Annotated in this window: 9 protein-coding genes; all 9 read right to left on the bottom strand. The window is 63.3% G+C overall.

What is annotated here, in order from left to right; all coding sequences use genetic code 11:
- Positions 1-8: 8 nt before the first annotated feature.
- The gene (gene fusA / locus QM707_RS03535) at positions 9-2,099 is read right to left on the bottom strand and encodes an elongation factor G (RefSeq protein WP_415000487.1); all 2,091 of its coding nucleotides are present in this window, start codon (positions 2,097-2,099) and stop codon (positions 9-11) included.
- A gap of 21 nt (positions 2,100-2,120) precedes the next feature.
- Entirely contained in the window at positions 2,121-2,588 is a 468-nt protein-coding gene (gene rpsG / locus QM707_RS03530) for a 30S ribosomal protein S7 (RefSeq protein WP_415000486.1), read from the bottom strand.
- A gap of 50 nt (positions 2,589-2,638) precedes the next feature.
- Complete coding sequence (gene rpsL / locus QM707_RS03525; protein ID WP_415000485.1) at positions 2,639-3,013, bottom strand: 30S ribosomal protein S12; 375 nt, start codon at positions 3,011-3,013, stop codon at positions 2,639-2,641.
- Between the two features lie 228 nt (positions 3,014-3,241).
- The gene (gene rpoC / locus QM707_RS03520; RefSeq protein WP_415000484.1) at positions 3,242-7,450 is read right to left on the bottom strand and encodes a DNA-directed RNA polymerase subunit beta'; all 4,209 of its coding nucleotides are present in this window, start codon (positions 7,448-7,450) and stop codon (positions 3,242-3,244) included.
- Positions 7,451-7,475: 25 nt separating this feature from the next.
- Positions 7,476-11,627 carry a DNA-directed RNA polymerase subunit beta gene (gene rpoB, locus QM707_RS03515; protein WP_415000483.1) on the bottom strand — a complete coding sequence of 1,384 codons (4,152 nt, stop codon included), beginning with the start codon at positions 11,625-11,627 and terminating at the stop codon, positions 7,476-7,478.
- A 267-nt stretch (positions 11,628-11,894) separates the two neighbouring features.
- Positions 11,895-12,266, bottom strand: coding sequence for a 50S ribosomal protein L7/L12 (gene rplL / locus QM707_RS03510; RefSeq protein ID WP_415000482.1), 372 nt, complete (start codon positions 12,264-12,266; stop codon positions 11,895-11,897).
- A gap of 56 nt (positions 12,267-12,322) precedes the next feature.
- The gene (gene rplJ / locus QM707_RS03505; protein WP_415000519.1) at positions 12,323-12,835 is read right to left on the bottom strand and encodes a 50S ribosomal protein L10; all 513 of its coding nucleotides are present in this window, start codon (positions 12,833-12,835) and stop codon (positions 12,323-12,325) included.
- 392 nt (positions 12,836-13,227) lie between these two features.
- Positions 13,228-13,929 carry a 50S ribosomal protein L1 gene (gene rplA, locus QM707_RS03500; protein ID WP_415000481.1) on the bottom strand — a complete coding sequence of 234 codons (702 nt, stop codon included), beginning with the start codon at positions 13,927-13,929 and terminating at the stop codon, positions 13,228-13,230.
- Positions 13,930-13,932: 3 nt separating this feature from the next.
- Complete coding sequence (gene rplK, locus QM707_RS03495; protein ID WP_415000480.1) at positions 13,933-14,361, bottom strand: 50S ribosomal protein L11; 429 nt, start codon at positions 14,359-14,361, stop codon at positions 13,933-13,935.
- Between the last annotated feature and the right edge of the window lie 7 nt (positions 14,362-14,368).

Here is a 14,368-nt window from a genome sequence, read left to right as displayed (position 1 = left end):
GCGGCGGATCAGGATTTCTTGATCACGGCTTCGGCGATGTTGGCCGGCGCCTCGGCGTAGTGGTCGAATTCCATCGTGAACGTGGCGCGACCCTGCGACATCGAGCGCAGCGAGGTGGCGTAACCGAACATTTCGCCCAGCGGCACCATCGCGTTGATCAGCTTACCGGACGGGCTTTCGTCGGAACCCTGCAGGATGCCGCGACGACGACTGACGTCGCCCATCACGTCGCCCAGATAGTCTTCCGGCGTCACGATCTCGACCTTCATGATCGGCTCGAGCAGGACCGGGCTGGCCTTGCCGAAACCTTCCTTGAAACCCATCGAACCCGCGACCTTGAAGGCCATTTCGTTCGAGTCGACGTCGTGGTACGAACCATCGACCGCCTTGATCTTGATATCGACGACCGGGTAGCCGGCGAGCACGCCATTCTTCATGGCCTCTTCGATACCCTTGCCCGCCGCGGTGACGTATTCCTTCGGAACCACGCCGCCGACGATGGCGTTCTCGAAAGAGTAGCCGGCGCCACGTTCCTGCGGCTCCATCTCGATGACGATGTGGCCGTACTGGCCGCGACCGCCCGACTGGCGCACGAACTTGCCTTCCTGCTTGACCGCCTTGCGGATGGTCTCGCGGTAAGCCACCTGCGGCTTGCCGACGTTGGCTTCGACGTTGAATTCGCGCTTCATGCGATCAACGAGGATTTCCAGGTGAAGCTCGCCCATGCCGGCGATGATGGTCTGGCCGGACTCTTCGTCGGTACGAACGCGGAACGAAGGATCTTCCTGGGCCAGGCGGCCGAGGGCGATACCCATCTTCTCCTGGTCGGACTTGGTCTTCGGCTCGACCGCCATCGAAATGACGGGCTCCGGGAAGATCATGCGTTCCAGGGTGATGATGTGATCCATCGAGCACAGCGTGTCGCCCGTGGTGACATCCTTCAGACCGACTGCGGCAGCGATGTCGCCCGCACGGACTTCCTTGATCTCGTCGCGCTGATTGGCGTGCATCTGCAGGATGCGGCCCACGCGCTCCTTCTTCGACTTGACCGGGCTGTACACCTGGTCGCCGGAGTTGAGCACGCCCGAGTAGACGCGGAAGAAGGTCAGCGAACCGACGAACGGATCGGTCATGATCTTGAACGCGAGCGCGGAGAACGGCTCGGTGTCGGACGCCTTGCGGCTGTCTTCCTTCTCGTTCTCGTCGATGCCCTGCACCGGCGGACGATCGGCCGGCGACGGCAGCAGGTTGATCACGCCGTCGAGCATGGCCTGCACGCCCTTGTTCTTGAAGGCCGAGCCGCAGAACACCGGCACGATCTCGACGCGCAGGGTGCGCTCGCGAAGGCCCGCGATGACTTCGGCCTCGGTCAGCTCGCCGTCGTTGAGATACTTCTCCATGAGCTCTTCCGACGCTTCAGCGGCGGCTTCGATCATGAAGTTGCGCGCAGCGACGGCCTTGTCCTGAAGATCGGCCGGAATGTCGCGGTACTCGAACTTGGTGCCCTGCGAAGCGACATCCCAATGGATGGCCTTCATCTTGAGCAGATCGACCACGCCCTCGAAACCGTCCTCGGCGCCGATCGGCACCTGCATCGGCACGGCATACGCGCCGAGACGCGACTTCAGCTGCTCGACGACCTTGTCGAAATTGGCACCGGTGCGGTCCATCTTGTTGACGAACGCCATGCGCGGCACCGAGTACTTGTTGGCCTGGCGCCACACGGTCTCGGACTGCGGCTGCACGCCACCGACGGCGCACAGAACGAACACGGCGCCATCGAGCACGCGCAGGGAGCGCTCGACTTCGATGGTGAAGTCGACGTGTCCCGGGGTGTCGATGATGTTGAAGCGATGCTCGGGCAGGGACTTGTCCATGCCCTTCCAGAACGCGGTCGTCGCGGCCGACGTAATGGTGATGCCGCGCTCCTGCTCCTGCTCCATCCAGTCCATCGTCGCAGCACCTTCGTGCACTTCGCCGATCTTGTGGCTGACGCCGGTGTAGAACAGGATGCGTTCGGACGTGGTGGTCTTACCGGCATCGATGTGGGCCATGATGCCGAAGTTGCGGTAACGCTCGATTGGGGTGGTGCGTGCCACGGTAGAAATCCTTCCCTGGGTTTACCAGCGGTAATGCGAGAAGGCCTTGTTGGCCTCCGCCATGCGGTGCGTTTCTTCGCGCTTCTTGACGGCGCCGCCACGATTTTCCGACGCCTCGAGCAGCTCGGCCGCGAGCTTGCGCGGCATGCTGTTCTCGCCGCGCTTGCGAGCGGATTCGATCACCCAGCGCATGGCCAGGGCGGTACGGCGGGAGGAACGCACTTCGACCGGAACCTGATAGGTCGCGCCGCCGACGCGGCGGGACTTGACCTCGACCGCCGGGGCGACGTTGCCCAGCGCCTTCTCGACGAGGGCGAGCGCATCGGCGTTCTTTTCGCCGATGACGTCCATGGCGCCATAGACAATCTTCTCGGCGATGGACTTCTTGCCGCTCTTCATCACCATGTTGATGAAACGGGCGACGACTTCGCTTCCGTGTTTCGGATCAGGAAGAACGGAACGGGTACCGGGCGAACCTTTACGGGACATGATGCGTGCCTAATTTGAAAAGATCGGAGTTGGAACGAAACGCGAGCCGCTTAGGACTTCGGACGCTTCGCGCCGTACTTGGAGCGACTCTGGCGGCGCTTGGCGACGCCGGAGGCATCGAGCGAACCGCGCACGGTGTGGTAGCGCACGCCCGGCAGGTCCTTGACGCGACCGCCGCGGATCAGCACCACGGAGTGCTCCTGCAGGTTGTGGCCTTCGCCACCGATGTAGGAAATGACCTCGAAGCCATTGGTCAGACGGACCTTGGCAACCTTGCGCAGGGCCGAGTTCGGCTTCTTCGGCGTGGTGGTGTACACGCGGGTGCACACGCCACGACGCTGCGGGCAGTTGGCCAGCGCCGGGGAGGCGCTCTTGTAGGTATTGGGCTGCCGCGGCTTGCGGACCAGCTGGTTGATCGTCGCCATACGTGGAGAGAACCTTGGATGAAAAAAATGCAGGCCGAGAAACTCGGCCTACTGAGACAGAAAAGTATAAGGGGCGTTAAGACAACCTGTCAAACCGACGGACCGTCATGCCACCCCTCCCTGGGTCGAACACGAGACGCATCCTGCGTCTCATTTCGCGGTGATATTCCCTGAAAACTCAAGCCGATAGATGAGCGGGTCACCCCGCCCATCCATCACGGCCCGGACTCACTCCTCGGAGTGGGTCTCTTCCGGCTGCGTCTCGGTCGTAAGCGAGACGCCACGCAGCGCTTCCAGATCCGCATCGGTGAGGCCGGATTCGGCCTGACGACGCTTGTTGTGATACGCCAAGCCGGTACCCGCGGGGATCAGGCGGCCCACGATGACGTTTTCCTTCAGGCCACGCAGGGTGTCGCGAGTGCCGCGAACGGCGGCTTCGGTCAGAACACGCGTGGTTTCCTGGAAGGACGCCGCCGAAATGAACGACTCCGTCGCCAACGAGGCCTTGGTGATGCCGAGCAGCACCGGATCGTGCTTGCCCGGAATACCGTTCTTGCCGGCGACCTTGGCGTTCTCGTCGATCAGGCGGAAGCGGTCGACCTGCTCACCCGCCATGTAACGGGTGTCGCCGCCGTCGGTGATCTCGACCTTGCGCAGCATCTGACGAACGATCGTTTCGATGTGCTTGTCGTTGATCTTCACGCCCTGCAGGCGATAGACGTCCTGGATTTCCTTCACCAGGTAAGCGGCCAGCGGCTCGACGCCGAGCAGGCGCAGGATGTCCTGCGGATTCGGCTCGCCGTCGACGATCGTCTCGCCCTTCTCCACATGCTCGCCTTCGAACACGATGATCTGGCGGTACTTCGGGATCAGCTCCTCGTGCTCGTTGCCGTCGGTGTCCTTGATGATCAGGCGCTGCTTGCCCTTGGTGTCCTTGCCGAAGCTGACGATGCCCGAACGCTCGGCCAGGATCGCGGGATCCTTCGGCTTGCGCGCTTCGAACAGGTCGGCCACGCGCGGCAGACCACCGGTGATGTCGCGCGTCTTCGACGCTTCCTGCGGCACCTTGGTAACGACGTCGCCGACGCCCACCGGAGCGCCGTCCTGCAGGTTGACGATCGAACGCGGCGGCAGCAGGTACTGCGCCGGCAGATCGGTACCCGGGATGGTCAGGTCGTTGCCCTTGCCATCGACGATGCGGACGATCGGACGCAGGTCCTTGCCGGCCGAACCACGACGCTTCGGATCGGTGATCTCGCGCGACGCCAGGCCGGTGAGTTCGTCGATCTTCTCGATCACGGTGACGCCATCGATGAAGTCGACGAAGCGGACGAAACCGGCCACTTCCGACACGATCGGATGGTTATGCGGATCCCAGTTGGCGACCTGCTGACCCGCCTTGATCGATGCGCCGTCCTTGACGCTGATGACGGCGCCATAGGCCAGCTTGTAGCGCTCGCGCTCGCGACCGGTCAGGTCGAGTACGGACAGTTCGCCCGAACGCGAGACCGCCACCAGGTTGCCGTTGGCGTGCTGCACGAACTTGAGGTTGTTGAACTTGATCGTGCCGGTGGTCTTGACCGTGATGTTGTCGATGGCGGCGGCTCGCGACGCAGCACCACCGATGTGGAACGTACGCATCGTCAGCTGCGTGCCGGGTTCGCCGATCGACTGGGCAGCGACGACGCCGACCGCTTCGCCGTGGTTGACCAGATGGCCGCGACCCAAGTCGCGACCGTAGCAATGCGCGCAGACGCCGAACGTGCTTTCGCAGGTGATCGACGAACGGACCTTGATCAGTTGCACGCCCGCCGCTTCCAGCTTGTCCACCCACTTCTCGTCGAGCAGGGTGTTGCGGGTCACGATCGGTTCTTCGTCGTTGCCCGGCAGATAGACGTCTTCGACGACCATGCGGCCAAGAACGCGATCGCGCAGAGGCTCGACCACATCGCCGCCTTCGACGATCGGCGTCATGGTCAGACCATGCACCGTGCCGCAGTCGGTTTCGGTGACGACCACGTCCTGCGCCACGTCGACCAGGCGACGGGTGAGGTAACCCGAGTTGGCGGTCTTCAGCGCGGTATCCGCGAGGCCCTTACGAGCGCCGTGGGTCGAGATGAAGTACTGCAGCACGTTCAGGCCTTCGCGGAAGTTCGCCGTGATCGGCGTCTCGATGATCGAGCCGTCCGGCTTGGCCATCAGGCCGCGCATACCGGCGAGCTGGCGGATCTGGGCCTGCGAACCGCGGGCGCCGGAGTCGGCCATGATGTAGATCGAGTTCATCGACTTCTGGTCGACCATCTCGCCCTTGGCATTGGCCACCTTGTCGGTACCGATGGTATCCATCATCGCCTTCGCGATGCGCTCGTTGGTACGCGACCAGATGTCGACGACCTTGTTGTAGCGTTCGCCGGCCGTGACCAGACCGCTCTGGTACTGCTCCTGGATGTCGAGCACTTCCTTCTCGGCCTCGCCGAGGATGCCCTTCTTCTCGGCCGGGATGATCATGTCGTCGATGCCGATCGACACGCCTGCGCGAGTCGCGTAGGCGAAGCCGGTGTACATCAGCTGGTCGGCGAAGATCACCGTCGGCTTGAGGCCGAGCATGCGGTAGCTGGTGTTGATCAGGCGGCTGATGTTCTTCTTGGTCAGCTCGGTGTTGACGAAGGAGAACGGCAAGCCTTCCGGAATGATCTCGGCGAGCAAGGCGCGGCCGACCGTGGTGTCCACGATCTGCTTCTTCTCGACGCGATTGCCGGACTCATCCTGCTCGATCAGGTGCAGGCGTACCTTGACCTTGGCATGCAGCTCGACGACGCGGTTGTCGTAGGCGCGCTTGACTTCGGCGACGTTGGCAAAGGCCATGCCCTCGCCCTTCTTGTTCTCGAGGGCGCGGGTCATGTAGTACAGGCCCAGCACGACGTCCTGCGACGGCACGATGATCGGCTCGCCGTTGGCCGGGCTGAGGATGTTGTTCGACGACATCATCAATGCGCGCGCTTCCAGCTGGGCTTCCAGCGACAGCGGCACGTGCACGGCCATCTGGTCACCGTCGAAGTCGGCGTTGAACGCGGTGCAGACCAGCGGGTGCAGCTGGATGGCCTTGCCCTCGATCAGCACGGGCTCGAACGCCTGGATGCCGAGGCGGTGCAGGGTCGGCGCGCGGTTCAGCAGGACCGGATGCTCGCGGATCACCTCTTCGAGGATGTCCCACACCATCGGCTCTTCGCGTTCGACCAGCTTCTTGGCCGCCTTGATCGTCGTGGCGAGGCCACGGCGCTGCAGTTTGGCGAAGATGAAGGGCTTGAACAGCTCCAACGCCATCTTCTTCGGCAGCCCGCATTCGTGCAGACGCAGGGTCGGTCCGACCACGATGACCGAACGGCCCGAGTAGTCGACGCGCTTGCCGAGCAGGTTCTGGCGGAAGCGACCCTGCTTGCCCTTGATCATGTCGGCCAGCGACTTGAGCGGGCGCTTGTTCGTACCGGTGATGGCGCGACCGCGACGGCCGTTGTCCATGAGGGCATCGACCGCTTCCTGCAACATGCGCTTCTCGTTGCGCACGATGATGTCCGGCGCATCGAGCTCGAGCAGGCGCTTGAGGCGGTTGTTGCGGTTGATGACGCGACGATAGAGATCGTTCAGGTCGGACGTGGCGAAACGGCCGCCGTCCAGCGGCACCAGCGGGCGCAGGTCCGGCGGCAGCACCGGAAGCACCGTCATTACCATCCATTCCGGACGGTTGCCCGACTCCAGGAAGGCTTCGCACAGCTTGATGCGCTTGGTCAGGCGCTTGAGCTTGGTCTCGGAGTTCGTCGAGGCGATCTCCTCCTTCAAGCGCGCGACCTCGCTATGCAGGTCGAGCGAACGCAGCAGCTGGTGCACGGCCTCGGCACCCATCAGGGCGTCGAAATCGTCGCCATGCTCCTGGCGCGCGGTCAGGAACTGCTCTTCGGTCAGCAGCTGCCCCTTCTCGAGCGTGGTCAGGCCGGGCTCGATCACCACGTAGGCTTCGAAGTACAGGATGCGCTCGATGTCGCGCAGCGTCATGTCCAACATCAGGCCGATGCGCGAGGGCAGCGACTTCAGGAACCAGATGTGCGCGACCGGCGAAGCCAGTTCGATGTGGCCCATGCGCTCGCGGCGCACCTTGGCCAGCGTCACTTCCGTGCCGCACTTCTCGCAGACCACGCCACGGTGCTTCATGCGCTTGTACTTGCCGCACAGGCACTCGTAGTCCTTGATCGGGCCGAAGATGGCGGCGCAGAACAGACCATCACGCTCCGGCTTGAAGGTGCGGTAGTTGATCGTTTCCGGCTTCTTGACTTCGCCGAACGACCAGCTACGGATCAGGTCGGGCGAGGCCAGGCCGATCTTGATGGCGTCGAAATCCAGCGTCTGACGCTGCTGGTTGAACAGATTCAGTAGATCTTTCATTTAGATTCTCCAGTTCCGGCGCCGATCACTTCTCGTCCAGCTCGATGTTGATCGCGAGCGAACGGATTTCCTTGACCAGGACGTTGAAGGACTCCGGCATGCCGGCCACCATTTCGTGCTCGCCGTCGACGATGTTCTTGTACATGGCGTTGCGGCCCTGCACGTCGTCCGACTTCACCGTCAGCATTTCCTGCAGGGTGTAGGCGGCGCCATAGGCTTCCAGTGCCCAGACTTCCATTTCGCCGAAGCGCTGGCCGCCGAACTGCGCCTTGCCGCCCAGCGGCTGCTGGGTGACGAGCGAGTACGGACCGGTCGAACGCGCGTGCATCTTGTCGTCGACGAGGTGGTTCAGCTTGAGCATGTGCATGTAGCCGACCGTCACGGAGCGATCGAAGGCTTCGCCGGTACGACCGTCGAACAACGTGGTCTGGCCGGACTCCGGAAGCTCGGCCAGGCGCAGCATCGCCTTGATCTCGTCCTCGTTGGCGCCGTCGAACACCGGCGTTGCCATCGGCACGCCGTCGGTCAGGTTGCCGGCGAGGCGCAGCAGCTCCTCGTCGTTGAACTGCTCGAGGTCGACGCGCGGCACGTGCGTCTTCTTGTCGTGGTTGTAGATCTGGTCGAGGAACTTGCGCAGTTCAGCGATCTTCTCGCGCGCCTCCAGCATGCGCTGGATCTTCTGGCCCAGGCCCTTGGCGGCCCAGCCCAGATGCACCTCGAGGATCTGACCGATGTTCATTCGGCTCGGCACGCCGAGCGGATTGAGCACGATGTCGACCGTGCGGCCATCGGCCATGTAAGGCATGTCCTCGACAGGAACGATGGTCGAGACGACACCCTTGTTGCCGTGGCGGCCGGCCATCTTGTCGCCCGGCTGGATGCGGCGCTTCACGGCCAGGTAGACCTTGACCATCTTCAGCACGCCCGGTGCGAGGTCGTCGCCCTGGGTGATCTTGCCGCGCTTGTCGGTGAAGCGCTTTTCGAACTCGGCCTTGTGGGCCTCGATCTGCTTCTGCGCGTTCTCGACGAACTCGGAGGCGTCCTCGTCCTTCATGCGGATCGCGAACCAATCGTCCTTCTTCAGGCCGTCCAGGAAGTCGTGCGTGATTTCCGCGCCCTTCTTCAGGCCGGCCGGACCGCCATTGGCGACCTTACCGACGATCTGGGCACGCAAGCGCGCATAGATGGCGCCTTCCAGGATGCGGAACTGGTCGTCGAAGTCCTTCTTGACGCGACGGATCTCGGTTTCCTCGATCTGGCGCGCACGCTTGTCCTTCTCGATGCCGTCGCGGGTGAAGACCTGCACGTCGATGACGGTGCCGTCCATGCCCGGCGGAACGCGCAAGGAGCTGTCCTTAACGTCCGAAGCCTTCTCGCCGAAGATGGCGCGAAGCAGCTTCTCTTCCGGCGTCAGCTGGCTCTCGCCCTTCGGCGTAACCTTGCCGACCATGATGTCGCCGGCACGCACTTCGGCGCCGATGTAGACCACGCCGGATTCGTCGAGGCGGCCGAGCGCCTGCTCGGACACGTTGGGAATGTCGGCGGTGATTTCTTCCGGACCCAGCTTGGTATCGCGCGCAACGCAGGTCAGCTCTTCGATATGGATCGTCGTGTAACGATCTTCCTCGACCACGCGCTCGGAGAGCAGGATCGAGTCTTCGAAGTTGTAGCCGTTCCACGGCATGAACGCGACCAGCATGTTCTGGCCGAGCGCCAGTTCGCCGATGTCGGTGGACGGACCGTCGGCCAGCACGTCGCCGCGCTCGACCTTGTCGCCCACGCGCACCAGCGGAGTCTGGTTGATGCAGGTGTTCTGGTTGGATCGGGTGTACTTGACCAACGTGTAGATATCCACGCCGGCGTCGTTGGCGCCCACTTCCTTCTCGTGCGCGCGAACGACGATGCGGCCGGCGTCGACCTGGTCGACGACACCGCCACGCTTGGCGTTAACCGTCACGCCCGAGTCGCGCGCCACGGCGCGCTCGATACCCGTACCGACCAGCGGCTTCTGCGACTTCAGCGTCGGCACGGCCTGGCGCTGCATGTTGGCGCCCATCAGCGCGCGGTTGGCGTCGTCGTGCTCGATGAAGGGCACGAGAGCGGCCGCGACCGATACCGACTGCATCGGCGAGACGTCCATGTACTGGATCTCTACCGGCGGCTTAAGCAGGGTTTCGCCCTGGAAGCGACAGGGAACGAAGGGCGCGATGAAGCTGCGGTCTTTGTTCAGTTCGGCGTTCGCCTGCGCGATCGCGTACTCGTGCTCTTCGATCGCCGACAGGAACTCGACGGTATCGGTGACCTTGCCATCGACGACCTTTCGGTACGGCGTCTCGAGGAAGCCGTACTTGTTGGAACGCGCATAGACCGCCAGCGAATTGATCAGGCCGATGTTCGGGCCTTCCGGCGTCTCGATGGTGCAGACGCGACCGTAATGGGTCGGGTGCACGTCGCGCACTTCGAAGCCGGCGCGTTCGCGCGTCAGGCCGCCCGGGCCGAGGGCCGACACGCGACGCTTGTGCGTGACTTCCGACAGCGGGTTGTTCTGGTCCATGAACTGCGAGAGCTGCGAGGAGCCGAAGAACTCCTTGATCGCCGCCGCCACCGGCTTGGCATTGATCAGTTCCTGCGGGGTCAGGCCTTCCGACTCGGCCAGCGACAGGCGCTCCTTGACGGCGCGCTCGACGCGAACGAGACCGACGCGGAAGACGTTCTCGGCCATTTCGCCGACCGAGCGCACGCGCCGGTTGCCGAGATGGTCGATATCGTCGACGACGCCGCGACCGTTGCGGATTTCGCAAAGGGTACGGATGACTTCGAGGATGTCCGAGCTTTCGCCGAGCTCGGCCACCAGGTTCTTGGACGTATCGTCGCTACGGTCCTTGAAGTACTGGTAGTCGTAGAGGATCGAGGCGCCGGTCGTGGCCTTGCGGCCGACGCGGCGGTTGAACTTCATGCGACCCACGGCCGAGAGGTCGTAGCGCTCGAAGGTGAAGAACAGGTTGTAGAACAGGTTGAGCGCGGCTTCCTTGGTCGGCGGCTCGCCCGGACGCATCATGCGGTAGATCTCGACCAGGGCCTCGAGTTGGGTCTTGCTCGGGTCGATGCGCAGCGTGTTGGAAATGTACGGGCCACGGTCGAGGTCGTTCACCCACAGCGTGCCGATCGAGTCGACGCCGGCCTTGCGCAGCTTGGCCAGGCTGGTCTCGTTGAGCTCTTCGTTGGCCACGGCCAGCAGTTCGCCGGTCTTGGTGTCGACCACGTCGTGCGCGAGGATGCGGCCGACGAGGTATTCGTCCGGCACTTCCAGCGTCTTGATCGAGGCCTGCTCGAGCTGCTTCACGTGGCGAGCGGTGATGCGCTTGCCGGCTTCGACGATGACCTTGCCGCCGATCACGAGGTCGAAGTTCAAGGTCTCGCCGCGCAGGCGTTCCGGCACCAGCTCGAGTTCGACGCCGTCCTTCTTGGCGATATGGAAGGTGTTGATGTCGAAGAACTGCTTGAGGATCTGCTCGTTGTTGTAGCCGAGCGCGCGCAGCAGGATGGTGACCGGCAGCTTGCGGCGACGGTCGATACGGGTGAACACGCAATCCTTCGGGTCGAATTCGAAATCGAGCCAGGAGCCGCGGTAGGGGATGATGCGGGCGCTGTACAGCAGCTTGCCCGAGCTGTGCGTCTTGCCGCGGTCGTGGTCGAAGAACACGCCCGGCGAACGATGCAGCTGCGAGACGATGACGCGCTCGGTGCCATTGACGATGAAGGTGCCGTTGTCGGTCATGAGCGGCAGTTCGCCCATGTAGACTTCCTGCTCCTTGACGTACTTGATCGCCTTCGTCGACGACTCGCGATCGTAGATCACGAGGCGCACGGTCACGCGCAACGGCGCGCCGAAGGTCAGGCCGCGGTTGCGGCACTCGCGCTCGTCGAAGGGAGGTTCGCCGAGCTTGTAGCTAACGTATTCGAGCGCGGCATTGCCCGAATAGCTGCTGATGGGGAACACCGACTTCAGGGCGGCGTGCAGGCCCCGGTCTTCGCGTTTGCCGCCGATGATGGTTTCCTGCAGGAACTCGCGGTACGAGTCCATCTGGATCGCCAGCAGGTAGGGCACGTCAAGGACCGCGCGGCGCTTGCCGAAGTCCTTGCGGATACGCTTCTTTTCGGTGAAGGAATACGTCATGGTGAACTATCGCCTCGTATGACTGATGGGCGGGATCGCCAAGCGGCGATGGGCCGCATGTCGGCGGCCCGAGCCCAGGAGGAACGATGAATTGCCAGTGGGAAGTCGCTGGTATTGCCGGCACCAGCACGCCTTCTCCCGCTACTTCCGACTGTCAACTCGCTTCGACGGGCTCCGCGAACGGAGTCCGGTACAACAGCCAAAGGCCGGGGACTTACGTCCCCAGCCTCCGGTTCGCCTGTGCAAGCGGGCGACGCAACGCGTCGCTTACTTGACTTCGACCGTAGCGCCGGCCGCTTCCAGGTCCTTCTTGAACTTTGCAGCATCGTCCTTCGACACGGCTTCCTTGACGACGCCACCGGCTTCGGTGAGGTCCTTGGCTTCCTTCAGGCCCAGGCCGGTGATGGCGCGGACGACCTTGATGACTTCGACCTTCTTTTCGCCCGAGGACTTCAGGACGACGGTGAACTCGGTCTGCTCTTCCACCGGAGCGGCGGCGGCGGCCGGACCGGCGGCCATGGCGACCGGGGCAGCGGCGGATACGCCGAACTTCTCTTCGATGGCGCGGACGAGCTCCATCACTTCCATCAGGGTCTTGCTGGCGATCGCGTCGACGATCTGTTCGTTGGAAAGGGACATTGTTGATTACCTCTGGATTTGATTACTGGTATCGGTGGGATAGGTTCGCGAAGGCATCAAGCTTCGGCCGCGGCTTCGCCGCCACCTTGCTTGTCGGCCACGGCCTTGACCGCGCGGGCGAACATCGCCGCCGGTTCGGACAGGGCGCGCGCCAGCATGGCCAGGGCCTGCTCGCGGGTCGGCAGCGAAGCCAGCACTTCCATATGGGTTGCTGGATACAGCTTGCCGCCGATCGAGACGACCTTGGCCTGCAGCTTGTCGTTGCCCTTGGCGAATTCCTTGATCAGACGACCGGCGGCGCCGGGGTCTTCCTGCGAGAACGCATACAACAGCGGACCGGTCAGTGCGTCCTTGACGCATTCGAACTCGGTGCCGGCAACGGCGCGCGAAGCCAGGGTGTTCTTGACAACTTTCAAGAACACGCCGGATTCACGAGCCTTCTTGCGCATCGCGGTCATCTGCGAGACCGTGGTGCCTGCGTACTCGGCAGCAATCAAGGAGTGGGCCTTGGCGGCGACAGCCGCGACTTCGGCGACTACTTCTTGCTTCTGAGACTGATTGAGAGCCATGTGCACTCCTCTTGTGAACTCCGCTCGCGACTCCAGTCGCTTGCGGTCCGGGGACGGCATCGATCCATCGACGCCGGGAACGCTCACGCGTCCCGTGGTGCCCTGCTCCGATCTGGTATCCACCAGCAATATCCAGAGAGGCTGCACCATCTACGCAGGCCCGGTTTCCGAGGAAACCTGCATTAAGCGATCCCGCTAGTGGCGACGGCGATTCCTTGCCAGTCGTGCATCCATGCCCGACGTCGTCACGCGCTGACCGCACCTGCGGTCTTTGATGGCTCCCGCTTCGATCTCTCGTTGCGGGCGCCTTCAAAATCTTCCGGCCGGGGCGACACTCCCGTCCGTGCGAAAAACACACCCGGCCGGGACAGCATCCGGGCTAGGGAAAACGATTACTTGGCGAGGCTCAGCGAGGCCTGGTCGATGATCACGCCGACGCCCATCGTCGAGCTCAACGAGATCTTCTGCAGGTACTGGCCCTTGGCCGAGGACGGCTTGGCCTTGATCAGGTCGGCCAGAAGCGCATGCAGGTTGTTGCTGAGCGCGCTGGCTTCGAAGTTGGCCTTGCCGATCGTGCAGTGGATGATGCCCGCCTTGTCGGTGCGGTAACGCACCTGACCGGCCTTCGCATTGCGCACGGCGCCAGCGGCGTCCGGCGAAACCGTGCCGACCTTCGGGTTCGGCATCAGGCCGCGCGGACCGAGGACCTGACCCAGCTTGCCGACCACGCGCATCGCGTCCGGCGTCGCGATAACGACGTCGTAATTGATGTCGCCGCCGAGCATCTTCTCGGCAAGGTCGTCCATGCCGACGACGTCGGCGCCAGCGGCCAGGGCTTCATCGGCCTTGGCGCCTGCCGGGCAGAACACTGCCACGCGCACGGTCTTGCCGGTGCCGGCCGGCAGCACGGTCGAACCACGCACCTGCTGGTCCGACTTCTTGGCATCGACGCCGAGGCGAATGGCCACATCGACCGATTCGGCGAACTTGGACTTGGCATTGCCCTGCACGATCTTCAGGGCTTCGTCGATCGCGTAGGCCTTGCCCGGAACGACGGTGGCCTGCATGGCCTTGTAACGCTTGGAAATCTTCATGTCTTAGCCCTCCACCACGAGACCCATGCTGCGGGCGCTACCGGCAATGGTGCGCACCGCGGCATCCAGGGAAGCCGCCGTCAGGTCGGGCTCTTTCGCCTTGGCGATGTCCTCGAGCTGCTTGCGGGTCACCTTGCCGACCTTTTCCGTGTTCGGGCGCTTGGAGCCCGACGCGATGCCGACCGCCTTCTTCAGGAGGATCGACGCCGGCGGCGTCTTGGTGATGAAGGTGAAGGTACGGTCGGAATAAGCCGTGATGATCACGGGAATCGGAATGCCCGGCTCCATCTTCTGCGTAGCGGCGTTGAACGCCTTGCAGAATTCCATGATGTTCAGGCCGCGCTGACCGAGCGCGGGGCCGACCGGCGGCGAGGGGTTGGCCTGACCGGCCTTCACCTGCAGCTTGATGTAACCAACTACTTTCTTAGCCATTTTCTTC

It is taken from the genome of Arenimonas sp. (genome assembly GCF_047602345.1).
Taxonomy (GTDB): Bacteria; Pseudomonadota; Gammaproteobacteria; order Xanthomonadales; family Xanthomonadaceae; genus Arenimonas.
Note: the sequence above shows the minus strand (reverse complement) of the source record. Positions and strands in the feature narration are given on the sequence as shown.

Bases quoted from the DNA above. Each gene is read 5' to 3' on its own strand.
- rplL (WP_415000482.1), bottom strand. From the start codon at position 12,266: ATGTCCCTTTCCAACGAACAGATCGTCGACGCGATCGCCAGCAAGACC.
- rpsL (WP_415000485.1), bottom strand. From the start codon at position 3,013: ATGGCGACGATCAACCAGCTGGTCCGCAAGCCGCGGCAGCCCAATACC.
- rpoB (WP_415000483.1), bottom strand. From the start codon at position 11,627: ATGACGTATTCCTTCACCGAAAAGAAGCGTATCCGCAAGGACTTCGGC.
- rplJ (WP_415000519.1), bottom strand. From the start codon at position 12,835: ATGGCTCTCAATCAGTCTCAGAAGCAAGAAGTAGTCGCCGAAGTCGCG.
- rpsG (WP_415000486.1), bottom strand. From the start codon at position 2,588: ATGTCCCGTAAAGGTTCGCCCGGTACCCGTTCCGTTCTTCCTGATCCG.
- rpoC (WP_415000484.1), bottom strand. From the start codon at position 7,450: ATGAAAGATCTACTGAATCTGTTCAACCAGCAGCGTCAGACGCTGGAT.
- rplA (WP_415000481.1), bottom strand. From the start codon at position 13,929: ATGAAGATTTCCAAGCGTTACAAGGCCATGCAGGCCACCGTCGTTCCG.
- rplK (WP_415000480.1), bottom strand. From the start codon at position 14,361: ATGGCTAAGAAAGTAGTTGGTTACATCAAGCTGCAGGTGAAGGCCGGT.